At 56.8% G+C, this 26,169-nt stretch carries 22 protein-coding genes; 7 read left to right on the top strand and 15 right to left on the bottom strand.

Annotated features, from left to right (window positions below; translation table 11 throughout):
• Nucleotides 1-212: 212 nt before the first annotated feature.
• Nucleotides 213-479 (top strand): type II toxin-antitoxin system antitoxin HipB, encoded by a 267-nt coding sequence (gene hipB, locus ABLU95_RS04510; protein WP_023289667.1) that lies wholly within the window; start codon nucleotides 213-215, stop codon nucleotides 477-479.
• The gene (locus ABLU95_RS04515; protein WP_044523012.1) at nucleotides 479-1,801 is read left to right on the top strand and encodes a type II toxin-antitoxin system HipA family toxin; all 1,323 of its coding nucleotides are present in this window, start codon (nucleotides 479-481) and stop codon (nucleotides 1,799-1,801) included. Before hipB ends, ABLU95_RS04515 begins: the two co-directional genes overlap by 1 nt.
• A 16-nt stretch (nucleotides 1,802-1,817) precedes the next feature.
• Here ABLU95_RS04515 and ABLU95_RS04520 read toward each other — a convergent pair whose 3' ends face one another.
• From ABLU95_RS04520 to ABLU95_RS04535, 4 genes are all read right to left on the bottom strand, one after another.
• On the bottom strand, nucleotides 1,818-3,110 hold the full coding sequence (locus tag ABLU95_RS04520; protein WP_044523014.1) for a glycoside hydrolase family 10 protein: 1,293 nt from the start codon (nucleotides 3,108-3,110) through the stop codon (nucleotides 1,818-1,820).
• Nucleotides 3,111-3,344: 234 nt separating this feature from the next.
• Complete coding sequence (gene map, locus ABLU95_RS04525) at nucleotides 3,345-4,127, bottom strand: type I methionyl aminopeptidase (RefSeq protein ID WP_218810086.1); 783 nt, start codon at nucleotides 4,125-4,127, stop codon at nucleotides 3,345-3,347.
• Nucleotides 4,108-4,326: a ParD-like family protein gene (locus tag ABLU95_RS04530; RefSeq protein WP_002904808.1), complete on the bottom strand. Its 219-nt coding sequence runs from the start codon at nucleotides 4,324-4,326 to the stop codon at nucleotides 4,108-4,110. The genes map and ABLU95_RS04530 overlap by 20 nt, the downstream gene beginning before the upstream one ends.
• 291 nt (nucleotides 4,327-4,617) lie before the next feature.
• Nucleotides 4,618-4,866, bottom strand: a complete 249-nt coding sequence (locus ABLU95_RS04535) for a hypothetical protein (protein ID WP_004205912.1) — start codon at nucleotides 4,864-4,866, stop codon at nucleotides 4,618-4,620.
• Between the two features lie 297 nt (nucleotides 4,867-5,163).
• On the opposite strand from ABLU95_RS04535, the gene ABLU95_RS04540 reads away from it, so the two are divergent.
• Nucleotides 5,164-6,819: an EAL domain-containing protein gene (locus ABLU95_RS04540; RefSeq protein WP_348878906.1), complete on the top strand. Its 1,656-nt coding sequence runs from the start codon at nucleotides 5,164-5,166 to the stop codon at nucleotides 6,817-6,819.
• A gap of 33 nt (nucleotides 6,820-6,852) precedes the next feature.
• On the opposite strand, the gene ABLU95_RS04545 is transcribed toward ABLU95_RS04540, so the two are convergent.
• From ABLU95_RS04545 to ABLU95_RS04565, 5 genes are all read right to left on the bottom strand, one after another.
• Nucleotides 6,853-7,788: an alpha/beta hydrolase-fold protein gene (locus tag ABLU95_RS04545; protein WP_065882406.1), complete on the bottom strand. Its 936-nt coding sequence runs from the start codon at nucleotides 7,786-7,788 to the stop codon at nucleotides 6,853-6,855.
• Nucleotides 7,789-7,975: 187 nt separating this feature from the next.
• Nucleotides 7,976-8,419, bottom strand: coding sequence for a PTS sugar transporter subunit IIA (locus ABLU95_RS04550; protein ID WP_032452832.1), 444 nt, complete (start codon nucleotides 8,417-8,419; stop codon nucleotides 7,976-7,978).
• Nucleotides 8,409-9,854, bottom strand: coding sequence for a sugar porter family MFS transporter (locus ABLU95_RS04555; protein WP_102004482.1), 1,446 nt, complete (start codon nucleotides 9,852-9,854; stop codon nucleotides 8,409-8,411). Before ABLU95_RS04555 ends, ABLU95_RS04550 begins: the two co-directional genes overlap by 11 nt.
• 723 nt (nucleotides 9,855-10,577) lie before the next feature.
• Nucleotides 10,578-11,906, bottom strand: coding sequence for a 6-phospho-alpha-glucosidase (locus ABLU95_RS04560; protein WP_065882411.1), 1,329 nt, complete (start codon nucleotides 11,904-11,906; stop codon nucleotides 10,578-10,580).
• A gap of 11 nt (nucleotides 11,907-11,917) precedes the next feature.
• Nucleotides 11,918-13,456 (bottom strand): PTS transporter subunit EIIC, encoded by a 1,539-nt coding sequence (locus ABLU95_RS04565; protein WP_065882413.1) that lies wholly within the window; start codon nucleotides 13,454-13,456, stop codon nucleotides 11,918-11,920.
• A 267-nt stretch (nucleotides 13,457-13,723) separates the two neighbouring features.
• Here ABLU95_RS04565 and ABLU95_RS04570 point away from each other — a divergent pair, with 267 nt between their 5' ends.
• Nucleotides 13,724-14,422, top strand: a complete 699-nt coding sequence (locus tag ABLU95_RS04570; protein WP_004205898.1) for a UTRA domain-containing protein — start codon at nucleotides 13,724-13,726, stop codon at nucleotides 14,420-14,422.
• Here the strand turns inward: ABLU95_RS04570 and ABLU95_RS04575 are convergent.
• Nucleotides 14,419-15,171, bottom strand: a complete 753-nt coding sequence (locus ABLU95_RS04575) for a sulfite exporter TauE/SafE family protein (RefSeq protein WP_289553894.1) — start codon at nucleotides 15,169-15,171, stop codon at nucleotides 14,419-14,421. The two genes, ABLU95_RS04570 and ABLU95_RS04575, sit on opposite strands and share 4 nt — an antisense overlap.
• A 111-nt stretch (nucleotides 15,172-15,282) precedes the next feature.
• Here ABLU95_RS04575 and ABLU95_RS04580 point away from each other — a divergent pair, with 111 nt between their 5' ends.
• Both ABLU95_RS04580 and ABLU95_RS04585 read left to right on the top strand, forming a co-directional pair.
• Nucleotides 15,283-16,167: a LysR substrate-binding domain-containing protein gene (locus ABLU95_RS04580; protein WP_348878909.1), complete on the top strand. Its 885-nt coding sequence runs from the start codon at nucleotides 15,283-15,285 to the stop codon at nucleotides 16,165-16,167.
• Between the two features lie 130 nt (nucleotides 16,168-16,297).
• Entirely contained in the window at nucleotides 16,298-17,173 is an 876-nt protein-coding gene (locus ABLU95_RS04585) for an NAD(P)-dependent oxidoreductase (protein ID WP_044523052.1), read from the top strand.
• A gap of 52 nt (nucleotides 17,174-17,225) precedes the next feature.
• Here the strand turns inward: ABLU95_RS04585 and ABLU95_RS04590 are convergent, their stop codons facing one another.
• The 5 genes from ABLU95_RS04590 to ABLU95_RS04610 form a co-directional block, all read right to left on the bottom strand.
• Nucleotides 17,226-18,656 (bottom strand): alpha/beta hydrolase, encoded by a 1,431-nt coding sequence (locus ABLU95_RS04590; protein ID WP_348879034.1) that lies wholly within the window; start codon nucleotides 18,654-18,656, stop codon nucleotides 17,226-17,228.
• A gap of 217 nt (nucleotides 18,657-18,873) precedes the next feature.
• Complete coding sequence (locus tag ABLU95_RS04595) at nucleotides 18,874-21,948, bottom strand: efflux RND transporter permease subunit (protein ID WP_348878911.1); 3,075 nt, start codon at nucleotides 21,946-21,948, stop codon at nucleotides 18,874-18,876.
• On the bottom strand, nucleotides 21,945-23,093 hold the full coding sequence (locus tag ABLU95_RS04600) for an efflux RND transporter periplasmic adaptor subunit (protein WP_086076281.1): 1,149 nt from the start codon (nucleotides 23,091-23,093) through the stop codon (nucleotides 21,945-21,947). The genes ABLU95_RS04595 and ABLU95_RS04600 overlap by 4 nt, the downstream gene beginning before the upstream one ends.
• Before the next feature lie 78 nt (nucleotides 23,094-23,171).
• Nucleotides 23,172-24,368: an ATP-binding protein gene (locus ABLU95_RS04605; RefSeq protein WP_348874509.1), complete on the bottom strand. Its 1,197-nt coding sequence runs from the start codon at nucleotides 24,366-24,368 to the stop codon at nucleotides 23,172-23,174.
• Nucleotides 24,365-25,060, bottom strand: a complete 696-nt coding sequence (locus tag ABLU95_RS04610; RefSeq protein WP_064154609.1) for a response regulator — start codon at nucleotides 25,058-25,060, stop codon at nucleotides 24,365-24,367. The genes ABLU95_RS04605 and ABLU95_RS04610 overlap by 4 nt, the downstream gene beginning before the upstream one ends.
• A gap of 124 nt (nucleotides 25,061-25,184) precedes the next feature.
• Here ABLU95_RS04610 and ABLU95_RS04615 point away from each other — a divergent pair, with 124 nt between their 5' ends.
• Entirely contained in the window at nucleotides 25,185-25,970 is a 786-nt protein-coding gene (locus ABLU95_RS04615) for a MipA/OmpV family protein (protein WP_065882435.1), read from the top strand.
• The last annotated feature ends 199 nt before the right edge of the window (nucleotides 25,971-26,169 follow it).

Consider the following 26,169-nt stretch of genomic DNA (forward strand, 5'->3'; position numbering starts at 1 on the left):
CGGAGCGAGGAGAGACTGCCCGTAGGCCCGGTAAGGCGCAGCCGCCACCGGGCATGTAAAGGTGTCTCCGGCCACCATTGTTCCTGTTTTATCCCCACACAAGGATAATTATACTCCTATCCCCACCAGGGGATAACCTTGACATTATCCCCTGTAGGGTATAAAAGCAGATTTATCCCGATAGGGGGATAAACAATGGTGAGGAACAAGCGATGCATTCCCCTCAGATATACAGTCCCGTTCAGCTGGCCAATTACCTGAAACTGCTGCGCCAGCAAAATCACTGGACTCAGGAGGCGCTGGCCAGCCGGATCGGCATTAAACAGGCGACGCTGTCCAATTTTGAAAATCACCCGGACAAAACCACCTTGACCACCCTGTTCAAGATCCTCCAGTCGCTGGGGGTGGTGATGACCCTGAACGCCAAACCGGCCGAGACGGCGACGGCCCCCGATAACACCACGGATCTGGACTGGTAATGGCGACGCTCACCACCTGGATGAACAATGTGCGCGTGGGAACCTTAACCCGCCAGGCCAACGGGGCGCACAGTTTCCGCTATGATGACGAGTGGCTGCGCAGCCCGCGCGCCAGGCCGCTCTCCCTCTCGCTGCCGCTGCAGTATGGCAATATCACCGCCGACGCGGTGTATCACTATTTTGATAACCTGCTGCCCGACAGCCCACAGGTCCGCGACCGGATCGTCAGGCGCTATCAGGCGCGCTCGAAACAGCCGTTCGATCTGCTGGCCGAGGTCGGCCGGGATAGCGTAGGGGCGGTGACTCTGCTGCCGCCGGGGGAAGAGGCGCATCTTGCAGCGTTGCGCTGGCAGACGCTGGATGAGGCGCAACTGACCGCGTTGCTGACCGCCTACCAGTCGGATATTCCGCTCGGGATGGTGACCGGCCAGGACGATTTTCGTATCTCGGTGGCCGGCGCTCAGGAGAAAACCGCGCTGCTGCGAATGGGCGAGCACTGGTGTATTCCGCAGGGCACCACCCCGACCACCCATATCATTAAACTGCCCATTGGCGAGATAAAACAGCCCAATGCGACGCTGGATCTGCGTGAAAGCGTGGATAACGAATATCTGTGCCTGGCGCTGGCCAGGGCGTTGGGCCTGGCGGTGCCGGAGGCGGAGATTATCACCACCCCGCGGATCCGTGCGCTGGCGGTGACCCGCTTCGACCGGCGCTGGGCGCAGGAGGGGCGCGTGCTGCTGCGGCTGCCGCAAGAGGATCTGTGTCAGGCATTCGGCATCCCGTCGTCGATGAAATACGAGTCTGACGGCGGGCCGGGTATCGCCGCGATCATGACCTTTCTGCTGGGCTCCAGTGAAGCCCTGAAAGATCGCTATGACTTTATGAAGTTCATGGTGTTCCAGTGGCTGACCGGGGCAACGGACGGGCATGCGAAGAATTTCTCGCTCTTTCTACTGCCCGGCGGCAGCTACCGGCTCACGCCGTTCTACGACATTATTTCGGCATTTCCGGTGCTGGGAGGGACGGGACTGCATCTGCGCGACCTGAAGCTGTCGATGGGGCTCAACGCCACCCGAGGGCGGAAAACGGAGATTAACGCCATCTATCCGCGTCATTTTCTGGCGACCGCCAAAGCGGTTAACTTTCCCCGGGATCAGATGCTGGCGATCCTTGACGAGTTTGCCGACCGCGTGCCACAGGCCATCGAAAGCGCCCGCCGGACACTGCCGGCGGACTTTTCCGCCCACGTCTGGCGGGCGATCACGGAGAACATGCTGAAACTGCACGCCCGCCTGCAGCAAGGGCTGCAGGCGCGATAGCGAAGCCGAGTGGCGGTTAGCTCTGCGGCTGCCCCCAGCGGCTGCGCAGGTAGTTAACCGCCTGGCGGGTCTGCGGCTGATTGAGGTTGTTTTCGCGGAACAGGATGGTGCCCTGGATCTGCGGCAGGGACTCATTGAGATCGAGCTGCTTTTTCAGCTCCGGCACGCCGCCATCCACCGTCCAGTCAGGCTCATTTTTGGACGGCTCACCCACCTTATACAGCGCCACGCCAATATACAGCCGGGTATGGGTGGGCTTAACCACCTCGGCCCACCAGTTGGCCAGCACATCATAGCGCGCCGCATCGCGGGCAAATGGCCAGTAGATCTGCGGGGCGATGTAGTCGAGCAGTCCCTGCTGCACCCAGCTGCGGGTATCGGCATAGGATTCATCATAGGCGGCCGCGCCACGGGTATCAGACCCCGCTGGATCGTGGGAGCGGTTGCGCCACACCCCGGCCGGGCTTACGCCAAACTCGACGTTCGGATTGAGTTTTTTAATGGTCGCGGAGACCTGGGCAATAAGCTGTTGAGTGTTATGCCGCCGCCAGTCGCCCTTCGAGGCATAGCCCTGCCCGTAACGGCGGAAGGTCTCGTTGTCGTTAAGCGGGGACGCGGCGGTTTCGGTGTAGAAATAGTCATCGAACTGCACGCCGTCAATCGGGTAGTTCTGCACCACTTCAGCGACGATGCTGGTGATCCAGTCACGCGCTTCGGGAATACCCGGGTCGAGAACAAAGCGATCGCTGGCGGTGCGGATCCAGTTACGGTGCAGGACAAACACGCTGGCCGGTACCTGAGTGAGGGTGTTATTCAGCTCGGCAATAGTCGACGGTTTGGTGTTGACCGAGACGCGGTAAGGGTTAAACCACGCGTGAACCTTCATGCCGCGCTTGTGCGCTTCATCCAGCATAAACTGCAGCGGATCGTAGCCGGGATATTCGCCGATTTTGCCGGTCAGCATATCGGACCACGGCAGAATATCCGACCGCCAGAGCGCCGTACCGTCCGGTTTCACCTGGAAAAAGACGGTGTTGATCCCCAGGCGCTGCAGATTATCGAGTTTGGCGATCAGCGCCAGCTTCTGTTGCGTGATGCGGCTTTCCGGCGTACTGGCAATAATCGACCCGACCGGCGGCCAGTCAAGGCGCGAGACGGTGGTCAGCCAGACGCCGCGTACCGGCTCCCGGTGCGTCTGACCGGCTTTAACGGCCGCGCTCTTCGGCGGCGTGACGAGGGATTTCGGGGCCTTACTGGTGCAGCTGAACAGCATGCCGGCAGCGATGAGCGCCGCGCCTGCCAGCGCCACTTTGCTGGCTAAGGGGAATCGACGAGAATGGCTGATGATGAACTCCCGTGTAATCAGATCGTCGCGTGTAGGCGCTATTCTCTTACGATTCGCCGGTCAGAGCAATTCCTTGTTCGGACTGCGGCCATCAAGAGAGAGGCGTCAGTCGGACTGCCCCGCCAGAAGGTACCTCAGCATTCCCGGCCCCGGGCAGGATTATCCGTTATGGGCGCCTCGGCAAAGCGAACAGGTAACTCAGCGGATCCGCGACTGCTCGTCGTCGCGCAGCGTCAGTATCTCAAAACCGTTGGCGGTCACCGCCACGGTGTGCTCCCACTGCGCGGAGAGTTTTTTATCGCGGGTGACCACCGTCCAGCCATCCTTTTTGGTCTTGATACGACTGTCGCCCTGGTTCACCATCGGTTCAATAGTGAATACCATGCCTTCCTGCAGCACGGCGCCTTCCCCGGGCCTGCCGTAGTGCAGCACCTGCGGCTCTTCATGCATTTCCTGACCGACGCCGTGACCGCAGTATTCTCTGACCACGCTGTAGCCATGGTCCTCGACCCAGCGCTGAATGGCATGGCCGATGTCGCCCAGCGTCGCGCCAGGTTTCACCACCTCAATGCCTTTCCACATCGCTTCATAGGTGGTTTTTACCAGCCGGCGCGCCAGCGGGGAAACGTCGCCTATCAGGTACATCTTACTGGAGTCAGCGATCATGCCCGCTTTCTCGAGGGTAATATCGACGTTAACGATCATCCCGGAGCGCAGATGCTCGGTCGCCTTTGGGATGCCATGGCAGACCACGTCGTTAATCGAGGTGTTCAACACATAGGGAAAGTCGTATTGCCCCTTGCTGGCCGGGCGAGCGTGCAGCTGGTTGACGATAAAATCTTCCACTCGATCGTTGATTTCCATCGTCGTCACGCCGGGAACGATAAAGGTATCCAGCATGGCAAACACCGATGCCAGCAGCTGGCCGGCATGACGCTGGCGCGCGAGCTCATCGGCGGTTTTAATGATTATTGATGGCATTGATCACCTCCAGCAGACGGTCAGAGCCGGATTTCAGCATCAGCAGTTTGATCTGCTGGTGGTTAAGCTCGGGGTAGAGTTCGCTCATCATGCCCAGACGGATCCAGTATTCCGCCTGCGCATTGACGGAGCGGGACATGGCTTTGCTGGCATCACGAATGTCATCGTGCAGCAGATCGGAGATTTTGACGATTCCCATAACAAAAACCCATATATGATTCGTATATGTATCGTATACCATCCAGCGCGGATTGTCCCTGGCATTTTGTGGCCTGGGTGGCGAACACCATGCAAAAAAGCCCGACCGGCGGGCTTATTTTTCAGCATGTGTTCAGGTTAAAAATTCGCGCTGTTTACCATGGCGAAAATTACCCATTAGGTTATCAGTATGCGGAATGAAAATAACATGATGGCGACGCATCAATATATTTTATGCAGGTGTTAATTTTGCGTATGAATATTCTCCCGTCAGGCCGGGAATCCGGGGGATTTACAGCGCGTCAGTGAGTTTATCCACCACCACTTTACCCGCATTATCAAACTGCGTAATGCGGAAGCTGTCGCTCCAGGAGCGGCGGGTGGTGAAGCGGTCAAACAGGGATACCCGACCTTTACGCTGGCCATCTTTACTTAAAATAACCCATTCGGTCACCGAAGAATAATGCTGACTATTGTCATGACGACTCTGTTGTTCAACCAGGCGATCTTCTTTTTCCACTTTTAAATAATCACGCAACATATTTAACCTCCATAGAAAGTATTATTAACATTACTCCTTTTATTTATTCTTTCAATCAAACTTTTTAATCAATAAAAGTAACTATTAGTGGGCGACCTAAGTGTGAAAATCGCCGAGTTTGTCACTCCCGAAGATGGCCAGGTCCACTACGCTTAACAGGCGTGTGCGCCGCGCGGTCGGCGCATGCCCGGGCCGGAAAGGCGACCATAAAACACCTTAACCTTGTATTCATTATGGGCGTGATTCTGTTATATCTAATGCGTTTTGCCACGACCGAGCCACAGAGAGCGCTGTACCATGAGTAACGATCACCTGACGGACATTGCCTATCGCCACTTTATTGAAAGTGTTAAAGATTATGCCATCTATATGTTGAGCGCCGACGGGACGGTCATCAGCTGGAACGAGGGCGCCCGCCGGGCAAAAGGATACCTGAGCGACGAGATCGTCGGTCGCTACTTCGGTCTCTTCTATAGCGAAGCCGAACAGCTCTCCGGGGTGCCGGCAAAAAATTTGCAAATTGCCCTGCGTAGCGGCCAGTTTGAAGGCGAAGGCTGGCGGTATCGTAAAGATGGCTCCCGGTTCTGGGCGCATGTCATGATCGATGCCATCCGCGATGAACACCATAACCTGCTGGGCTTTGCCAAAATTACCCGCGACATCAGCGAACAGAAGGCGATCAATGACCGCATCGCGTGGATGGCGCGCTACGATGCGCTGACCGGTTTACCCAATCGTGTGGAGTTCTTTGAGCGGGTGGAAAAGCTGATCACCGGTAATGACGCCCGCCGCTTTGCCGTTTTCACCATCGATTTAGATAAGTTTAAAGAGATTAACGATCTGCAGGGCCATCTTATTGGCGATCAGCTGCTGCAGCGCGTGGCAGGCGCCGTGCTGAAAACGCTGCAGAAGGAGGAGATGGTCGCCCGCTTCGGCGGCGATGAGTTTGTGGCCGTCAAACCTTTTGCCGATGAAAGCGAAGTGGACGCCTTTGCCACCCGTCTCTGGCACTGCTTCAGCGGTAAGCAGACGTTTGCCGCGACGGAAGTGATCCTCTCCGCCAGCATAGGTATCTCCGTCTACCCGGAGGACGGGACGGATATTAATACGGTACTGAGCAATTCCGATCTGGCCATGTATCGGGCAAAGAGCAGTCTCGACCACAAGATTTGCTGGTACGAACGTGAGATGGACGACAAGACGCGGCAGCGGAATATGATGGCCGCCGACATCCGCCGCGGTATTCAGGCGGGGGAGTTTTCGCTTCACTATCAGGCGATCCGCCACATTAAAGATCGTCGCATCACCGGTTATGAAGCGCTGTTGCGCTGGCAGCATCCGCAGCTGGGGGCTATCCCGCCAGAGGTGTTTATTCCCATCGCTGAAGAGAGTGGCGCTATTGTGCCATTAGGCTACTGGGTACTGGAGCAGGTGTGCAGCGAATCACTGGATAATCGGCTGAATAAAAAAATCTCAGTCAATATCTCACCGGTACAGTTGCGTCACCGCAGCTTTATCGAAAAAGTCCGCGAGATCCTGATGCGAACCGCTTATCCGGTTAGCCTGCTGGAATTTGAAGTGACGGAGACGGCGTTTATCATCAATAAACAGCTGGCGTTCAGCGTGCTGCATCATCTGCAAAAGATGGGCATCAGTATTGCGCTGGATGATTTCGGCACCGGTTACTCCTCTCTGAGCATGCTGCGCGATTTTCATTTCGACGTCATCAAGCTCGACCGTAGCTTTATGCAGGATGTGGAGAGTAATCCTCAGGTTCGCTCGTTCGTGCGGGCGATTATCTCGCTGGGCAACTCAATCAATACCCCGCTTATCGCCGAAGGGGTAGAAACCGAGGGGCAACGGCAGATCCTCGAAGAAGAGGGATGCGACGAAATGCAGGGCTTTCTGTTCGGCGAGCCGGTCGATGTTAAACATCTGCCACGGCAGAATTAACGCACCCGCCGTTGGCTGGTGGGCGCGGGATCGTTACTGATGCGCTAACGTAGGCTGCCCGGAAAGGTGTAGCAGCGCCGCGCGCAGGGAGACCTCGAACATCTGACCGTGCGTCAGGCCAGGGTAGCGCCAGAATTGCACCGTCAGACCGTTGCTGGCCAGCTGCTGCTGGGTCTGACGCAGTACGCCCAGGGAGGCTTCATGCCCGGAGGGCTCGCCAGCGGCTTTTCCGTCGCCTTCCAGCAGATACAGTGACGTCCCGATAAACGCGGTGGCATCAAGGGTCTGGGTGTCCTTCAGGGGAGACGTCTGCGCCTGGCCAAGCGACGGGCTGGCAGAATAGTAAATCCTGAAAAGGGAGTGGTTTCGCCACGCGTCGAGTACAAACAGACCGCCGTAAGAGTGGCCCCAGATAGCGCGCTGGCGGGGATCGATTTCCAGGTTAGCTTCTGTTAGCGGAACCATCGTTTCGCTCAGCAGCTGACGAAACAGATAGTTGCCCCCGGTTTTTCGCGGCGGCAGCGCGGTTTTCCCGGGGCGAGGTTCATGCGTCTTCAGCGGCGGAGTGTAATCCCAGGCCCGGGCGGCGGTATCGAAGGGCAGCGCCGTCTGGTAACCAATAGCGACGATGACCGGCGGGGAACCGGCGGAGAGCTGTTGCAGAAACGCGTCGTTGAGTTTATCCATCACCGCGTTGCCGTCCAGCATATACAGCACCGGGTAACCGGCGGCCGGCGGCGCTTTATCCGGCACCGCGGTCCACACCCGGTAATGGCGTTCGCCATCGGCAGAGTCGTACTGGCGCTGGGTAAAATGATAGAAAGCTGACCCTTTATCCGCAATATTCGGTCCCAGCGGCTGCAGATCCGGCCGGGCGAAACTGCCGCTGCTGTAAAATAGCGCGCCTATCGCCAGCGTCAGCAATCCGTGCGTCTGCCGCGCTGTGATGATCCCTGAATCCTGCTTCACCTCGTCTGTCCTCCTGTTCTCTGTCATCTGGCTTTTTGCCTGGGCTGACACGTTAGCATAGCTTCATTGATAATGGTTCTCATTTCTTTTTATGCGCGCAGTAGCAGGTGGCATGCCGCTGAGGCTGGTGGCGGATTCAGACCAATAAATAGAGGGGCCGGGGGCAGCGCCCCGGCCGGTGGCGCACTTAATGGGGCAGTGCGTTATGCTGGAGGATCTTCAGGAAGTCATTTTTGTCAGAGATTAATGACAGCGCATTCGCGATCAGCTCATCGCTGAATATCGAGGCAATTTCTTTGAGCACGTCAATATGCTCTTTCTCTTTCGCAATCACGCCAATGGCAATAAACATCACGTTGCCGCGATCCCAGATAACGCCATCAGGAAACTGAAAGATCTCAATCCCGGTTTTAAGGATGATATCCGTCGCTGATTTCGGCAGATGCGGCAGGGTGATGCCATTGCCCAAAAAAGTGGAAACCTGATGTTCACGCTCCAGCAGAAAGTGAACGCACTCCTGATTGACATAGCCTTTGGCTTTACACTCCGCGCCAATCATGGCGATGACTTCCGCTTTATTACTGGCCTTGCAGCCGATGTGCAGATTATCCAGCGTGATGTTATCGATCATAGCCAACCTCCCTGGTGAGACGAGTGGATTTTTTATCCTCATGATTCGCTGACAGCTCTGCTTCTAACTGCTCCAGCGATTTATTGGAGGTCTCCGGCAGGGCGAACACCACGAACAGAATCGCCAAATAGTTGATGGCCGCGAAGATGAAGAAGACCGGCCCCAGGCCCAGTTTCGCCTGCAGCAGCGGGAACAGGTAGCTGACTACCGCGTTCATGATCCACATGAAAAATACCGAGATCCCCATCGACAGTCCGCGGAATTTCAGCGGGAACAGTTCGGCTAATACCACCCAGGTGATAAAGCCCATCGAGCCCTGCATCACGCCGACGAACAGCGCGCCCAGCAGCCAGATAGCGGTGGCTTTCAGATCGCCCACCAGGGTGTAGTCGACCGCGGCGATAATCAGATGCAGCGTGGCCATAATGGCGAAGCCGTAGATGATGATCGTCTTACGTTTGAAGCGGTCGACAAGGAACAGCACGCCAACCAGCATACCGCCGACGGAGAAGACACCGTTCAGCACGTTACAGATCAGCGAGGTACGCTCTGAGAAGCCGGCGGTACTCAGGATTTCCGTACCGTAATACATAATGACGTTCACCCCGGTGGTTTGCTGCAGTGCGGCCCAGGTAATGCCCACCAGCAAAATTTTGAGGATCCATGGCGTTTTGAGGATAGTGGTGAAGGTGTTCTGAGTGCTGTACTTATTGCCGGCTTCAATTTTGATCAGGGTGGAGATGTCGTCATACTCTTTCTGTGCGCGTTCCGCCGGGCGGATCTGTTTGAGAATATGCAGCGCTTCTTCGTGGCGGTTTTTGCTGATCAGCCAGCGCGGACTTTCCGGCGCGCGCCACATACCAACAAACAGGCAGATAGCGGGGATCGCCTGCACTAACAGCATATAGCGCCAGACGTCCGGCAGATGGCCCCAGATGATGCCAATGATCGCGTTAATGGCAAACGCCGCCAGCTGGCCGATAACGATGGCGACTTCATTCAGGCCGGTCAACTTGCCGCGCATCTCGGTGGGCGCCACTTCAGAAATAAAGGTCGGAGCGGTAACCGAGGCGCCGCCGACGGCGTACCCCAGCAGGGCGCGGGCAATCAGCAGGGTGGTGATATCGGGAGCCGCGGCGGAAAGCAGGGCGCCGATGAGAAAGATAAAGGAGAGGAAGAGTAAGTATTTGCGCCGGCCGAAGTAGTCGGCAAACTTGCCGCCAAACACGCTGCCCAGCGCGGCGCCGACCAGCAGGACGCTCATCACCAGCCCTTCGGTGGTCGGGGTCAGCGCCATGTACTGCTTCAGTGAGGAAAAGGCACCGTTGATAACGCCAGTGTCGTAACCGAAAAGCAGGCCGCCGAAGGTGGCCACTAAGGTGATCTGATGAAGTCGTTTTCTCTGTTGCTGGTTCAGGTTTGTTATAAATGACATGGTAGTCCCTTTATTTTGTTGAACGACACAAGATAAAAATACATCTCCCCAGTCAGGATTTATCACGCCTGTGTTGTCGTATCTAACTGAATTAAATGATTTTCTTCTTTGTGTAATTGCTCAGCACATGGCAGGGTACGCTAAGCAATGGCGGTCAAAGAGGTTTACGGCTTGGTGGTGATATGGATGTTGTCGATATCCGTTCTCCTTTTCGGGGTTAGCGGTCTTCAGTGCGTCGGCAGGACAGCGCCCTGGTGTGGCATGTTGCTGTCGTTCCGGCGATTTACTGTGATAAGAATATGGCACAAAGAAATGGAACGAGCATGCTACAAGATCACATTATGAAAATTTAATTTCAAATCAGTGTTGCAGGAAGGTAAATACATGAAGCCAATCACAATGGCATGCAGCGCGATATCCCCATGAAAAGGGGGTTAATTTTGCGATTGAGTAATAATGATGTTGTTTTCAGTGGGTTAATGTAACTCAAAGAATACAACGCAGATCACATTTTTACGCCATAATATCGAAGAATAGAATTTATATTTCATTACTCCGATCAGGGAAAAGCGTGGCTGGCGACTCTGGGTCGTCGGTCTGGAGGGGGGAGCGCAGGCCATCGACGCGTCTGTGCGGAGGGAGGTTATGGGGCAGGCATCGCGGGACGGGTGCCGCTGATAACCCTGCGGAGAGAAGGTCTCCCGGCAGGGTTGCGGCAAAAAATCAGTGCAGCGCGGGCCAGTAACCTTCGTTGGCGACGATCAGCTCATCGAGGATCGCTTTCGCCACCGCGGCGCTGGGCACCGTTTTCGACAGGGTGATGGCCTGCCACAGTTTCTGGTAGCTGCCCTCGATCCAGGCGTCAACCACCAGCTTCTCCACCGCCACCTGCTGCTCCATCAACCCTTTCTGGAACGAAGGGATTTTTCCCATCGCCAGCGGTTCCGGGCCGTTGACGCCCACCAGGCAGGGGACTTCCACCATCGCCGTTTCGTCAAAGTTGGCGATCGCCCCGTTGTTCTCCACGATCAACAGCATCCGCTCCTGGGTGTTAAAGGCGATGGCGCAGGCGAGGTCGACGATGAAAGTGGCATGGGCCCCGGCGTGGAAATGCGCGCCTTCCGCTGTGCCGCGACGGGTGATCTCCCGGGCCATATCGAAGACCTCTTTTTCACGCCCGGCCATCACCTCGTTGGCCCGCGTAAAGTCCGGGTCAGAGTGCGCCACCTCGTAGTCAGGGTAGAGGTAGTATTTCAGGTAAGTGTTAGGCAGGGTCAGGGGATCAAGGGCAAACACATCCTTCACCTTTTTAAAGGTCTCGATCCAGCTCGGCGCCTTATGCTGAAAATCCTCTTTTGGGCTACTGTAACCCTGCTCCGCCACGTGACGCTTCAGCGCCGGCATCAGATCGTTACCGGCTTTATCGGTGATGCTGGTCCACCAGCCAAAATGATTCAGGCCGTAGTAGCGGACGTTCAGTGCCTTGCGGGACGGCAGACCGAGGATGTCGGCAAACAGCCCCTCAATGGCCACCGGCATATCGCAGATGTTGATAATGCGCGCGTCGGGACGCAGGCGACGGGTCGCTTCCGCGACGATGGCCGCCGGGTTGGAGTAGTTGAGCATCCACGCCCCCGGGGCGTACTGCTGCATATAATCGACCAGCTCCAGTACGCCGGCAATCGAGCGCATACCGTAGGCGATCCCCCCCGGCCCACAGGTTTCCTGGCCCGGCACGCCATATTTCAGCGGGATCTTTTCATCCTTTTCCCGCATCTCATACAGGCCAACGCGAATATGCGCCATCACAAAATCAACGTCGGTGAAGGCCGCCTGCGGATCGGTGGTATAGCTGAACTTCACCTGCGGGAAGCGTTCAGCCACCAGAATGGCGCAGGCGTCGCCGATGGTCTTCTGACGCTCGTAATGGTTATCGTACAGACGGATCTCCCGCAGGGGAAAGCGCGCCATATTTTCCAGCAGCATCATGACAATCCCTGGCGTATAGGTACTCCCGCCGCCGGCAATCGTGACCACAAAGTTATCTTTCATTTACCACCTCGTTATTCAGTTACACCCAGACTGGCGTTGACCGCCGTTCGAATTTTGTTAACCCCCAGGCCATAGATCACCTGGACATGATTGCCTTTAATCAGCACGCTGTTCCCGCCGCTCTCTTTCAACAGCGTCTGCTGGATGAGCGCGGGGTCGCGCACATCGACCCGCAGACGGGTAAAACAGTTTTCCACCGTACAAACATTCTCTTTACCGCCCAGCCCCGCAATCACCAGCGCGCCTTTGTCAGACTCGCCATGCGCCTGATCCATCTGTGGGGAAGACGCCGCATCGGCAGCGGCTTCGCGCCCCGGGGTAAGCATTCGCAGGCGGGTAATGCAGAAGGTGCCGACCAGGTACATGGTGGCGGTTTCCAGCAGGCCGAGCAGGACAAATACCGGCCAGCGCGTCACGCTGGCGCCGGCGGGCAGGTTATAGACGACAAAATCGATAAGACCGTTAGTGGCGCATACCCGCACGTGAAGCAGCCAGGCCAGCATCTGGAAGAAACCGTCCAGCAGGGAGTAGATAAGCCACAGCAGCGGGGCGGTGAAGATAAAGAGAAACTCAAACGGTTCGGTGATCCCCACCAGCACTGAGGTGACAATTAAGGGGATCAGCGTGACTTTGAGTCGCTGTTTATTCTCCGGTTTCGCCGTGCGGTAGAAGGCGAGCGCCATACCGGCGGTGCCAAAAATCTTCACCATCCCATAGGTTAAAAAGCGGGCGGAATCACTGAGCGCGTCAACGGGATGACGGGCGATTTCGGCGAGGAAAATAGGCTTGGCGCCAATGACGGTCTGGCCATCAATCAGCAGCTGACCGCCGATAGAGGTAAAGACGAACGGCGACCAGATCAGATGATGCAGCCCGGTGGGGATCAGGAACCGGTTGAGAAAGCCGTACAGGAAGACCCCGATGGCGCCAAACGATTTCATAAAGCCGGTCAGCGCCGAGATGCCCAGCTCCACCACCGGCCAGAGATAGACGGTGGCGATAGCAAACAGGCCCACCAGCGGCAGCATCACGATCAGCACCAGCTTGCTGTTGCCGTAGATCGACAGCGCGCCGCGAAATTCGATGCCGACCACGCGATTGTGAACAAAGGCGACAGCGCAGCCAAGGATAATACCGAGGAACACGCCCATATCGATGACCTGAAAACCGAAGATATAGGTTTGTCCGCTGCCATACAGTTGCGCGTTGGTGGCCCCGGTCGCCAGGCGATGGGTCAGGGTCAGCCAGCTGTTGTTCGCCGCCAGGTAGACCAGCCAGGTCATGGCCGCCACGAAAGCGGCTTCGGCTTTGCGGGTTTTCGCCAGACCGCTTGCCAGCCCGAGGCAGAACAGAAACCCGAGATTGTTCATCAGCGCCCAGAGCATGCTGGAGACGAATTTCCCTAACAAATAGATCCCGCTGCTTTCCTCCACCCACAGCCGGTTGGTGGTCATGCTGAACAGGGCGATCAACAGGCCGATAGCCGGCAGATACAGCACCGGCCCGATCATCGCCTTGGAAAAGTCCTGAAGCTTTTTCACGCCAATCATGGTTGTCCTCTCGTCTTCATAGCCTGCTGTCATCACCTGATCAATAGGCTTATCAGACTAGGAGCAGACCACCGGGATCCCGAGCAGGAAAATGGCCATCTGTGACGAAAGTCATATATATTGTTGCAGGAGAGATATATAAATATAGCCATTTTTATAGATGAGTTAACGTCTTATTTTTCGCATAAAAGTTAAATTTTATCTATAAATACAATGCGTTATTTGTGGTTTCTTTCTACGCCCTCCATCTTACCAAGACATCTAAAAGTGATTTATAAAAAGATTGCCACCGAACTGAAGGCCCGTATCAACAGCGACGACTACGCCGTCGGGGATATGCTGCCCAGCGAAAAAGCGCTGGCTGCGGAGCTGCAGGTCTCAGTGATGACGCTGCGCAAAGCGCTGGCGCTACTGGAGGAGGAAAAGCTGATCGCCCGACGGCACGGCAGCGGAACCTGCATTGTGCGTAAGAGTAACTATCATGGCGGCGAGCTGGAGGGGTTTAACTACCAGATGCAGGTGGTGGGGGTCACCAACTACCGTAATAAGGTCATTGAGTTCACGTTGCTTGACGCCCCGCCGGCCATTGCCCAGCAGTTAAAGATCCAGCCGGGAGAGAAAGTCTACTACGTCAGGCGGCTGCGCCTGATTGATGAGGTCCCGATCCTGGTGGAGAACAGCTACATTCCGTACGCCGCTTTTCCGTGGCTCAGCGTGGGTAACCTTGAGCAGTCTAAGTTCAACTATTTCAAAAAAGAGTGCCATATCACCATTATCGAGAGCCACCGCAGCTATACGCCGGTGCTGGCGACCCGCGAGCAGGCGGAGCTGCTGCAGGTGGCGCCTAACAGCCTCCTGCTACGGGTGCAGTCTGTCAGCTACGCCCAGAACCGGGCGATCGTTGATTTCTCAGAGATCTACCAGAACACCAGTAAATACAATGTGAAGCACATTACCCGCCGCTAGGCCGATCCCCCCAGCAGCCCCCGGAGGACAAGTTCCAGCCCCAGCGCCAGCAGGAACAACAGAAAGCCCTGACGAAAGCGCTGCGGGCTGAGACGCGAGCGGATCCGCTGTCCCAGCCACATGCCGAGCAGCGCGGGCGCCAGCGCCAGCGCCGACAGCAGCAGCGACTCTGCGCGCCAGCCAGCGTGCAGAGAGAGGCCGGCCGCCATCGCCAGAGTGGACAGGGTGAACGACAGTCCCAGGGCCTGGACCAGCTCGTCGCGACGAAAGCCCAGCGCCTGCAGCCAGGGCACCGCCGGAATAACAAATACCCCGGTCGCCCCGGTGATCAGTCCGGTCAGTCCGCCCATCAGCGGCGACAGGCGCTTTTCCACGCGGGCGGAAACCTGCACCGCCGGACCACGGAGCGCGTATCCGGCATAAGCTATCAGCACGACGCCCAGCGCCAGCGCCGACCACCGCGGGTTCAGGTGTATGAGCAGTGACGACCCTGCCAGCGTGCCGATAATCATCCCGGTCATCATTAACCAGAGGCGACGCACAATCTGCGCCAGCGCGGGGCCTGCCAGCAGTTGCCAGAGATTGGTTAACAGCGAGGGGAGCACCAGCAGGGCCGCCGCGGCCGGTGGCGGCATCAGCAGGCCAAGCAGGCCCATCGCCACGGTGGGCAGTCCCATGCCGGTCACCCCTTTGACCAGCCCGGCGGCGATAAAGATCAGCAGTAAACAGAGAGTGTGAAGATCAAACATCATGGCTCACTTATCGGCTCAGAGAAGGCCATTGAAACAGCTGGTCGCCGGGTGGACAATGCGGTATGTTGCCCGCAGGCTACGGTAAAACCGAAGGGAAAGGAGGGCGTTATGCGACTGGATCTCGCCGATCTGCGACTGTTTATCGCCATCGTGGATAGCGGCAGCATTACCGGCGGGGCGGCGGCGGCCCATCTGGCGCTGGCCTCCGCCAGCGAAAGGCTGCGCAAAATGGAGGCGGAGGTCGGTGTGCCGCTGCTGCACCGTCATGCCCGGGGGGTGACAACGACCGAGGCCGGGGAGGTACTGGCGCGCCATGCTCGTCCGTTGTTAGAGCAGCAGCGGCGTCTGCGCCAGGCGATGCACGCCTTCGCCCGCGGTCAGCAGGGCACGCTGCGCCTGTTTGCCAATACCTCGGCGATGTCGGCTTTTCTGCCGGGCAAGCTCGCCGCGTGGATGGCCGCGCATCCCGGGATACAGATCGAGACCGAAGAGCGCACCAGCGCGGATATTGTCAGCAGCATTCTGGCTGGCGTGGCGCAGGCCGGGGTGGTGTCCGATGCGGTCGACCCCGGGCCGTTGCGCCTGGAGCCCGTCGCGGAGGATCCCCTGGTGCTGATCGTGCCGCCGGCCCATGCCTTGAGTGACGCCGCCGAGGTGGCTTTCGCAACGATCATCCATGAGCCGCTGGTCGCGCTCTATCAGACCAGCGCGCTGCAGCAGCATATCGAAGAGCAGGCCGCCGGAGTCGGCCAGGCGCTGAACGTCCGCATCAGGATGAGCCATTTTGAAGGGCTTTGCGAGATGGTGGCTCACGGCGCCGGCGCGGCGATCCTGCCGCGCGTTATTGCTGAACGCTACCTGCCGCGCTACCGGTTCGCCGTTATCACATTGCAGGATCGCTGGGCGCTGCGTCGGCTGTGCCTGTGCTATCAGGATGACGAACGCCTGTCGCTAGCGATACGCCGCTTGCTGGAGTGGCTCCGCCAGCCCTGAGCCGCGATAAATGTGGCTATCATATAGTGACAGTGTCACTTTATATGGCGGTTATTGCTACTGACATCCGTGCCAGAGATGCGATAGTAGACGTCCGCCATTTATTAACACGCGAATCAGGACAGACAAGATGAGTACATTACCAAAAGTCGCGGTGCTGGGACTCGGCGCCATGGGACACGCTTTTGCCAGCAATCTGCTGAAGAAGGGCTTTACCGTCGCGGGCTGGAACCGTTCGCCAGCGCGCGGCGAGGATTTACAGGCGCAGGGATTATCCCTGCACGCCACGCCGCAGCAGGCGGTGGCCGATGCCGAGGTGATCATCAGTATGCTCGCCGATGGTCAGGCTACCCTGCAGGTACTGGCGCAAATAGCGCCTGCCTGTCAGCCGCAGGCGATCTATTGCCAGATGGGCACCATCGGCCTGGCGGAGACCCAGGAGGCTATCGCTTTGTTGCGGGAGCGTCAGCCGGCGATGACCTTCGTCGATGCCCCGGTTTCAGGGACCAAAGCCCCGGCGGAGAAGGCGCAGATCCTGGTGCTCGCCAGCGGAGATCGTGAAAAGTGTGGCCCGGCGGAACAGGTATTTGCCGCTATCTCACGTGGGACGCAGTGGTTTGGCGAGGCGGGCAACAGCCAGAAAATGAAGCTGGTCCTCAATGCCTGGCTGATTGCGATGATGCAGGGCATCGCGGAAAGCGCACAGCTGGCGAAGACGCTGGGCTTTACCCCCGACCAGCTGTGGAGCGCCCTGGAGGGCGGCCCGCTGGCGGCGCCGTATGTCAAAGTCAAACTGGACGCCATCGCCAATGAGCAATTCGCGCCGCAGATGCAGCTGGCGCATGCGCTGAAAGATGCCCGGCTGGCCTTGTCCCTGTCCGAGCCGCACACCATGCCGGGACTGGATAACATCGCCGAACTGTGGCAGCAGGCGGCGGATGCGGGATTTGCCGGGCAGGATCTGTCCTCGATATATCAGTGGCTGTCGACGTCGGCGAAAGCATAGTGTAGCGCCCTCAGGAAAAAGTGGCCTCGGCGGCCACTTATCCACAGGGGAGTTATTTTCCGGAGAGCGCCGGGCGAGTGTCGATCCCTTCGTCAATGCGTTTGATCATATAGGGAAAGAACGGATTGGAAGACTGGCGCATCAGCGAGTCCAGACCCACAACCAGCACAGAACGCTCGCCGCGAGCTGCAAACGTGCCAAGGCTGATCCCGTATTGATTCAGCGGATGGGGATAGCGCCCGTACAGCGAATCGCTCAAGGGGAAGGGGAGCGCGACATGAGAAAGAGAGTAGACGTCCGGTAAATAGTGCATTCCCTGCAGCTTTTCCACCGTGGTGTCTATTTTCCCGGCGCGGGTGGTGCGAATTTCCATCTCTGTACTGGCGGAATTGGCGTTAGTGATGATCGTGGTTTGATAAGCCCGCGGCGCCGCGGGCAGCAACCGCGCCAGCGCGGTGTAAGACGTCCGGCGTAATAATGAATTAAACCTGACCGCATGATTTAAATCGAACAGGACAATTTCACTGCCATTATCCGGTAAGCGGTTATACAGCACCGTCACGATCGCCCGCGTACTGACCGTTGAATCCACAACGGACTGAAAGGTCAATACCGGCGGTAAGCTGTTAAGCCTATGATTTCTCGAATCCGTCACTATCTGCTTTTGCAGCGCTTTGGTCAGCAGAAACGACTGACGGGCGGCATTCGTCGGAAAGGAGTTATATTTGAACGGATTAAACTCAGGCATGATGTTTAACCATGCGGCTTTCGAGAAGGCGGGAAGAAACGCGGGCCAGCCCGCGAGGCCGGAAAAGCGCGCGAAGCGGGTAATACCGATCATCGGAGAAATCAGGATCACCCGCTGGGGTTTTGCCAGTCCGGCATTATCCAGCGCGTCCAGCGAATACTTCATTGCCAGCGCGCCGCCGTTGGAAAATCCGACGATATGCAGGGGCGCATCATGACCCGTCAGTCGTTTCGCTTCTCTCACCGCCAGGCGCGTGGCGGCCAGCCAGTCCTGCCAGTCCACGTCGGTCAGCCCGGCGGGTACCGTCCCGTGGCCCGGTAACCTGATACCGATGGCGACATAACCCTGTTGCCGGTAATTTTCGGCGATATGCCGCAGACTGTAGGGTGTATCCGTCAGACCATGCAGCAACACCACAGCGCCTTTCGGTTTGCCATCCGGCATCATAATGTATGACCGATTCCAGTTGGTGGGAAACGAGTCCGGATAAATGGGGCTGTGACTGTAGTAACGATTCAGTTCGGTTTGCTGTTCAGCGTCCAGCTTATCGGTAACCTGGCGTTTTACCTCACTAAAGAGCGCATTCTCTTTGTTGAGGTAATCGTTCCAGTCAGCATTGTCGATTTCATCCGCGCCCATTTCATGCGGAACCCAGGTATGCCAGAGCTGCAGTTCGGGCCCGCGCTGTATGTCATAAACGCGTAGTCCCAGAGCGCCAACAATCAACAGCAGCATGGACAACACGATACGTTTTAACCAGGTTACCCATTTCAACGCGTGGCTTCCTTTCTTAATGACCTGTTTTCTGAGTATAAATAATCATAGTCAGGGAAGGTTTACTTTTTATTAGGTTTCCTGTTACCCAAGCGTTGCAGCAGCAGGTGAGCAAGTTCTTTATCTTGCAGCGAATAACCTGGCAGAACCCTGAGACGAGGATACGACGGCACGCCACTCATTTTTCATGAATCTCGCCGGAGGAAGTCATTCTCAGCTGTAGCAACAGGCTAAACGATGCAGGTAAAACGGTCAGTGTAACCAGCGTGGCAACCAGTAGTCCCCCGATAATCGCATAGGCCATCGGTCCCCAGAATACCTGATGAGAAATGGGGATCATTCCCAGAATGGCTGCACAGGCAGTCAGGCAGATGGGGCGCGCACGATGCTCTGCGGCCGCAATAATGGCGGCATCGCTTGCCATCCCCTGAGTAAGATTGCTGTCCACCTCGCTAATCAGTATGACGGCGTTACGAATGATCATGCCAGCGAGCGCAATCACGCCAAGCAGAGCGACAAATCCCATTGGTGTTCCGCCAGGTAACATAGCCAGCACGATACCCGGTAAACCAAACGGGGCCATCAGTATAGCCAACACAATACGGGAATAGTTGCGCAACTGGAGCATCAACAGCAAGAGCATGATGACCAGTGTCACCGGTAGAACCGCATAGACCGAACTATTACCTTTTTCAGATTCAGCAACCGCGCCCCCTTCTTCAATGCTGTAGCCTTCAGGCAGTTCCGCGCGCAACCTGTCTACCGCTGGTCGCAACGCTGCGGATACTGCTTCGGCGCGAAGTCCCGGGGCGAGGTCAGTTTGCACGGTGATGAAAGGCAAACGCTGTCGACGCCAGATAACCGGATCATCCACGCCCCAGACTGGCGTGGCAAAGGCGCTGAGGGGGATTTGTTTACCGTCATTCCCCTGAATAGTCAGCGAAAAGAAGGTGGCGAGGTTAAGACGCTCATTGTCCCTGGCCCGGAGCACCACATCGACAAGACGGTCATTATCGCGAACCGACGTGACTATACTGCCGGACCAGACGGTATTGAGCATCCGGGCCAGACTTTCTGACGACACGCCCGCAGCCCGGGCGGCGGTCTGATTGACCTTGAGGGTAATGACTCTCTCCGGTTCGCCTGCCGTCTGATTAACCTCGCGGGAGGAGGGTGACCGGCCAATGACTTCGCTCAGGCGGTTCGCGATCGACCTGACCTTCAGATAATCTGGCCCACTCACCCGGTATTTGACTGGCCAGCCGACGGGGGGCCCAAGTTCCAGGGGCGATACGCGAGTGATGATGTCGCTAAAGCGCGTAGCCAGTATCCTGTTTAACTGTCGATGAAGACGATCCCGCGCTTTAAGATCTTTAGCCACCACCACCATCTGGGCGATATTTTCATTTGCCAGAAGCACATCCATAGGCAGGTAAAAACGGATCGCTCCCGACCCAACGTATGTCGAAAATCGCTCAACGTTGCGGTTGCCTGCCAGGGCCTTCTCCAGCTGTTCAGCCCTATTTTGCGTTTCCGACTGCGAGGCATTGGCCGGTAGCGTCAGGCTGACCAGCAATTCAGGCCTGTCGGAGGTGGGGAAAAACTCCCCCTGCATAAAGGTTGTTCCGTAAACGGACAGACCAAGCGCAATGAGAGCAATACACACGGTGGCGAAGCGGTAACGTAACGCCTTGCGCAGTAGCCACTGGTATCCGCGGGCCATCCGTCCAGGACCTTTCGACTTCTGTCTGATGTTGTCAGATAACAGCCACGTCCCGGTTAACGGTGAAAACAGGATCGCGACAACCCATGAGCACAGCAGGGCGATGAGCACCACGGCAAACAGGGAAAAGCAATATTGACCGGCGCTGGACGCAGCAAATCCCACGGGAATAAACCCGGCAATCATCACAAGGGTGCCCGTCAGCATCGGAAATGCGGTCGTTTTAAAAGCCCGGGTAGCCGCCTGCCGGCGGGAATCCCCGGCTTCCAGACCAGAGACCATGGTTTCCACGGTGATCATGGCGTCATCGACGAGCAGACCCAGCGCGATAATCAATGCGCCGAGAGAAATACGTTGCAGACCTATTCCTGCCAGCATCATTCCCGTAAAGGTCATGGCCAGAACCAGTGGGATGGCCGCAGCCACGACCAGCCCAGCTCGTAAACCCAGCGAGACAAACGAAACGGCCAGGACGATCGCCACGGCTTCGATAAGCACCCGGATAAACCCGCTTACGGCATCGCTGACCACCGCTGATTGATCGGCAACCTTGACCATCTCAATACCGTGCGGCAGCGTGACGCTGATGGCATGCATTTTGGCATTCAGCGCGGCGCCGAAACGCAGCATATTACCCGTCGGCGCCATCGAGATAGCCAGCCCGATGGCGGGTTTGCCGTTGACCCGGTAAACCGGCTGGGGAGGCTCGGCGTTTTCCCGGCTAACGGTGGCAATATCCGTCAGAGGAAGGTAACGATCGTTAATACGCAGCGTGACGGCACGTAAGCTCGCTTCAGAAGTCAGTTCCCCGCTGACCTTTATCGCCATATTTTCCTGTCCGGTGCGGATCATACCTGCCGGGACAATCGCATTTTGTGCTCTGAGGGCATCCGCTACCTGCTGGATGTTCAACCCCATACCTGCCAGACGCGCCGGGGAAAAAGAGAGAACTATCTGTTCCTGCTGCTCACCCAGCAGGCTGGTTTTTCCGATATCCGGTAACGACATGAGTTCCCGGCGAATGGTCTCAACACGGCCCCGGACCTCCCGCAGGGTATAGCCCTCAGGTATAAATCCATAAATCGTACCGAACGTGTCATCAAATTCGTCGTCGACGGCGGGGCCCTGAACGCCTTCTGGCAACGATGGGGCAATGTCCTGCATTTTCTTACGTACCTGATACCAGATATCCGGCACCTTTTCCGGCGGGGTATCGTCACGGAGATTGACATAAATAACGGATCTTCCGGCTCGGGTTTCACTTTCGAGATAATCAAGCCAGGGGGTTTCCTGCAGCTTTTTTTCCAGCGTATCGGTCAGCAGTCGGGTGGTATCCGTCACGGATGCCCCGGGCCATTGCGCAGAAACAACGGCCGTTTTAATCGTAAACGCCGGATCTTCGTTACGTGGCAGCTTCTCATAACAGAACGCGCCCATAGCCATGATCAGCAGCATGAAGAAACTGACCATCTGTTGATTATTTAGCGCCCAGGCGGACAGGTTAAATTTCTCATTCAATACGGGTTTCATGATTCGCGCTCCCCGGCAATCACCGGCTCGCCGGAGCGTAATTTACTCACGCCGGCGGTAATCACCCGGTCGCCTGGTTCAAGGCCGCCGGAGATAATAACCGCGGTGGCGGTATAGTATACTGGCACCACCACGCGAAGCTGTGCCTGCGACTGCGGATTAATCACATAAACCGCCGGTTTGTCGCCGACGCGGCTCAGCGCTGAAGCGGGAAGGGCGTATCCATGCGGGCCGGTTGCGGGTAACGTGACGGTAACGCTGGCGCCCAGCGCCATCGCCAGCGGTGGGTTTTGTAGGGTAGCCCTGACGCGCCACGTGCGGGTCTGAGGATTGGCCTGCGGGCTAATATCTCTTACCGCGGCGGACGCTTGCACCGACGGGTCGCTGAGGAGAGAAACTCGCAAGCCAGCATGCTCCTGTGGCGGGATCGCCTCGGGTTTAGCGATATCAAACACCACATCGCGGGCTTCACCGGTCGCCAGCGTCAACACCGACTGACCACCACTGACCACCTGACCCGCAGAGGCGCTGACTTCGGTGATCACGCCGCTTTGCGGCGCCATCAGACGCGTCCAGCCAAGGCTTTCGCGGGCATTACGCAACGCGGACTCGCTGTTTTTTAAACGCGCGCGGGCGACAAGCCAATCTGCGCGGGCGGTATCGAGCTGCGTGCGGGCAATCGCGCCAGTAGGCATGAGCTTTTGCATTCGGTTGACGTTAAGTGCAGCAACCTGAGCAGCGGCTTTGGCTCCTTCATAGTCAGCCTGTGCGCCATCGAGCTGATTCTGATTGGTTGTATTTTCAAGCGTGGCCAGCAGTTGCCCTGCATTGACCCGATCGCCAATATCGACGCTACGCGTCACTATCCGGCCGCTGGTACGAAAGCTCAGAATCGTTTCATCGTGCGCATGGATCTCTCCGGTTCTTTCCAGGGCGGGAAGGGTTTGCGCTGAGCCAACAACAACGTAGCGCACCGTTCGCACAGGATCAGTCGTATTACCCTGGTTGTCCCCGCATCCGGGCAGCAGAAAAATCACCACCGAAAGAAGGGTCAGGGGAAGAAAGTGCAGCCAGGAAAGGGTGCGCGCCACGTCGTACAAATGGTGCAGACTGTGGCGGAGGGAGAGTAAAAATTCATCTGACATAACGCCGCTCCATAAAGGTTATGGCGTTATTAAATGCGCGCTTAGTCGAGAAAGATTCGACGTTTTGTCAAGGTATTATCAAGAGCGGCTATTTTCCATCTCAGACGACGTCCAGGGTAACAAAATGCTGACTGCGAGTCCGCCGGTTTCAGGTAACGACGCGCTGATACTGCCTCCATGAGCCTGACAGATCGCGCTAGCGATGGATAAGCCGAGACCGCTGCCGCCGGAGTGGCGGGCACGCGACTGCTCCTCCCGGCTAAAACGGTTGAACATTTCCGGCAGGAACCGGGGGGATACCCCCGGGCCGTCATCGCGAAATTCGAGGTAATATTGCCCGCTGGCGTAGTGCAGCGTGACATCAAGATGGCCGCCATCACGCCCGTAACGGAGGGCATTTTCCATAAGGATAGTAAACACCTGGCCCATACGGAACGTATCGCCTTTGAAGGGACACGCCTGAGAATGATGAAGCCTGATGGTAAAACGATGTGCATCAGCCTGGGGCATGATCCATGTCGCCCGTTCCTTAAGCAGCTCATCCAGACGAAAGGGTTCGTTTTCCAGAACCAGATTCCCGGCATCAGACAGTGAGAGCAGATGAAGTTCATCGGTCAGGCGATTCAGGTGCTGAAGCTGTTTCATTACCATTGCCAGTTGTTCCGGGCTGGCATCAAACACGCCATCCAGCATGCCCTGCAAACGTCCGATAGCGGCAGTCAGTGGGGAGCGAAGCTCATGCGCCATGGCCACATGAGAGGTACGTAACTCTTTTTCATAGCGGGCCAGTTTCCCCGTCATGGTATTAAAGTCACTGGCAAAGCTGACCATTTCAGCCGGCGCATTCCTGATGAGCTCTGCCTGGCGGCCAAATTGCCCTTCGGCGACGTCCTTTGCCGCATCACGCAACCGGCTGAACTGCAGCGCCAGTGGCCTGGCATATCTCAACCCCATCACCACAATAAAAGGGATCATGACCAGGACCAGTAACGCCACGGTGACCCAGTCTGCCGAGGCGATGGAGGGTGTTGAATAACTCAACCCCCACCAGGTATCGACGATTTGATGGAAGCGCGCCGGGTCCGCCTGCGGGTTCTGGCTGAGCGCAAGAAACTCTTGTCGGACCGATGCCGGCATTCTGCTCATGATCCAGTAATTCTGCACCGCATAACGTAGCCACATACAGGTCGCTATGACAATTACGCTTCCGATGGCCAGCGCTAATATACGTGCGCAAATCCAGCGCCACAGGGAGGAATAGCGGGTTTTTGTCATGGTTGTCTGAACCTGTAGCCTACGCCGCGAACGTTAACCAGCACGCCGGAAATACCCGCCGCTTCGAGTTTTTTACGCAGGTTATAAATATGGGTATCCACCACACGCTCCAGGGCTTCACTTTCCGGCAAACAGTGCTCCAGTAAATGCTGGCGGGAAAAAGGTCGTGAAGGAGAGCGCATAAGCGTGGTCAGTAGTGAAAATTCGGTTGGGGTCAGATCCAACGTCCGCGGTGTGGTGTCCCCGTCGATAATGCTCGCCACGATGGCCGTAACATCCACTTCAAGTGATTGCCAGCGAAGGATCTCTTCCTTTGTTTCCGTTTTATTGCTGCGACGCAATACCGCCTGCACCCGGGCCACAACTTCTCCCGGATGGTAAGGCTTAACAACATAATCATCAGCGCCATAGCGCAGAGCGCCAATACGATCGGGAGTATCTCCCATGGCGGTGACCATGATCACCGGAACATCATTTTTACGACGCAGGCCAGCCAGGACTTCGGTGCCGTTAAGCCCCGGAAGCATCACATCCAGCAGGATCAGATCGGGTTTCCACCGGTGCGCCATATCCAGCCCGGAAAGTCCATCTCCGGTAATGACGACATCGTAATTTTCACGGCGTAAGTAGGCTTCGAGCACGCCAGCCGCATCGGCGTCATCTTCAATAATCAGCACTCTTCTGGACAACATCCGTTCACCTTGACCGATTCTTAACACTATCCCGACGATTCATTGATTTTGCCAAATCATACTGCGCCAACATTTTGTGGCAGCTCCTGCCTCAGGAGAAACCAGCATCCGTGAGGAGAACAGTATGATAGCGATAAAAAAAGCCCTGTATATGACCGTACCGCTTTTGACGGCCATCACATCCTGTGTACAGGCAAATGATGACGCCTCTTCCGGCTCTTTCACTATCGGGCTGGGAGGACGCTACGCTCCGCGATACTCAGGTTCAGACAAGCAGGTATGGCAGGTGGTTCCGGTGCTTCAGGGTCGTAACGGCGCTTTCTTTATTGATACGCAGAAAGGGGTAGGGTATGACCTGCAGAACGCCAGCGGCTGGTACGTCGAACATACGCTGGGATACGATCTGGGAAGGAGGGATAAAAACGCCAGCTGGCGGGCAGGGGCAAATAATCTGAAAGGGATGGGAGACATTGACGTCTCACTGAATACGGCCCTTGCCGTTGGCTGGCAGGCGCTTTCGTGGCTCAGTGTTGAAGGAAAAGCGACGCTGCCTTTAACGGACAGCCAGGGGGTAAGCTACCAGGCATCCTTGACGTTGCTCCCTGTACAAACTGACCAGGACACGGTCGCTTTTCAGACGGCGGCCCTGTTTGGCGACAACCGTTACCTGAATACCTGGTATGGGGTGGATCCGCAGCAGAGCCAGCGCTCAGGTTATAGCCGCTATTCAGCACCGGGGGGATTTTATGGCATAGACAACAGTCTGACCTGGAGTCACCAGTTTGATGCCCACTGGGGCACGCTCCTGAGCGCTGACTATACCTGGCTTGGGGAGCATGCCAATCAAAGCCCGATCGTGTTACGACGTAACGAGGCGGCACTGACAGCAGCAGTGACATGGACATTTTAGGGCGGAGAAAGTGCGGCGTGCGGTTTGCCGGGAACGGTTAAAATTGAGTGAGTCGGCATTATCTGGCAGATAGGCAACCAGAAGCGAAACATGTTGTTAACCGCGCCGGAAGACCTGGTGCGGTCCTCGTGTCGCCGACGTACGTTCGGTTATTGATCCCAACGACGATCGAGAGCGACGCAAACGTGCCGGAGGAGTT

This window comes from Klebsiella sp. GG_Kp146 (genome assembly GCF_040061975.1).
GTDB classification, from domain to species: domain Bacteria; phylum Pseudomonadota; class Gammaproteobacteria; order Enterobacterales; family Enterobacteriaceae; genus Klebsiella; species Klebsiella quasipneumoniae.

Excerpts from the sequence above, each read along its gene's own strand:
- ABLU95_RS04550 (WP_032452832.1), bottom strand. The coding sequence starts at position 8,419 with ATGATCGATAACATCACGCTGGATAATCTGCACATCGGCTGCAAGGCC.
- hipB (WP_023289667.1), top strand. The coding sequence starts at position 213 with ATGCATTCCCCTCAGATATACAGTCCCGTTCAGCTGGCCAATTACCTG.
- ABLU95_RS04595 (WP_348878911.1), bottom strand. The coding sequence starts at position 21,948 with ATGAAACCCGTATTGAATGAGAAATTTAACCTGTCCGCCTGGGCGCTA.
- ABLU95_RS04600 (WP_086076281.1), bottom strand. The coding sequence starts at position 23,093 with ATGTCAGATGAATTTTTACTCTCCCTCCGCCACAGTCTGCACCATTTG.
- ABLU95_RS04540 (WP_348878906.1), top strand. The coding sequence starts at position 5,164 with ATGAGTAACGATCACCTGACGGACATTGCCTATCGCCACTTTATTGAA.
- ABLU95_RS04515 (WP_044523012.1), top strand. The coding sequence starts at position 479 with ATGGCGACGCTCACCACCTGGATGAACAATGTGCGCGTGGGAACCTTA.
- ABLU95_RS04590 (WP_348879034.1), bottom strand. The coding sequence starts at position 18,656 with ATGCTGCTGTTGATTGTTGGCGCTCTGGGACTACGCGTTTATGACATA.
- ABLU95_RS04605 (WP_348874509.1), bottom strand. The coding sequence starts at position 24,368 with ATGACAAAAACCCGCTATTCCTCCCTGTGGCGCTGGATTTGCGCACGT.
- ABLU95_RS04580 (WP_348878909.1), top strand. The coding sequence starts at position 15,283 with ATGCGACTGGATCTCGCCGATCTGCGACTGTTTATCGCCATCGTGGAT.
- ABLU95_RS04615 (WP_065882435.1), top strand. The coding sequence starts at position 25,185 with ATGATAGCGATAAAAAAAGCCCTGTATATGACCGTACCGCTTTTGACG.
- ABLU95_RS04530 (WP_002904808.1), bottom strand. The coding sequence starts at position 4,326 with ATGGGAATCGTCAAAATCTCCGATCTGCTGCACGATGACATTCGTGAT.
- ABLU95_RS04585 (WP_044523052.1), top strand. The coding sequence starts at position 16,298 with ATGAGTACATTACCAAAAGTCGCGGTGCTGGGACTCGGCGCCATGGGA.
- ABLU95_RS04555 (WP_102004482.1), bottom strand. The coding sequence starts at position 9,854 with ATGTCATTTATAACAAACCTGAACCAGCAACAGAGAAAACGACTTCAT.
- ABLU95_RS04535 (WP_004205912.1), bottom strand. The coding sequence starts at position 4,866 with ATGTTGCGTGATTATTTAAAAGTGGAAAAAGAAGATCGCCTGGTTGAA.
- ABLU95_RS04610 (WP_064154609.1), bottom strand. The coding sequence starts at position 25,060 with ATGTTGTCCAGAAGAGTGCTGATTATTGAAGATGACGCCGATGCGGCT.
- ABLU95_RS04575 (WP_289553894.1), bottom strand. The coding sequence starts at position 15,171 with ATGTTTGATCTTCACACTCTCTGTTTACTGCTGATCTTTATCGCCGCC.
- ABLU95_RS04565 (WP_065882413.1), bottom strand. The coding sequence starts at position 13,456 with ATGATTGGCGTGAAAAAGCTTCAGGACTTTTCCAAGGCGATGATCGGG.
- map (WP_218810086.1), bottom strand. The coding sequence starts at position 4,127 with ATGCCATCAATAATCATTAAAACCGCCGATGAGCTCGCGCGCCAGCGT.
- ABLU95_RS04560 (WP_065882411.1), bottom strand. The coding sequence starts at position 11,906 with ATGAAAGATAACTTTGTGGTCACGATTGCCGGCGGCGGGAGTACCTAT.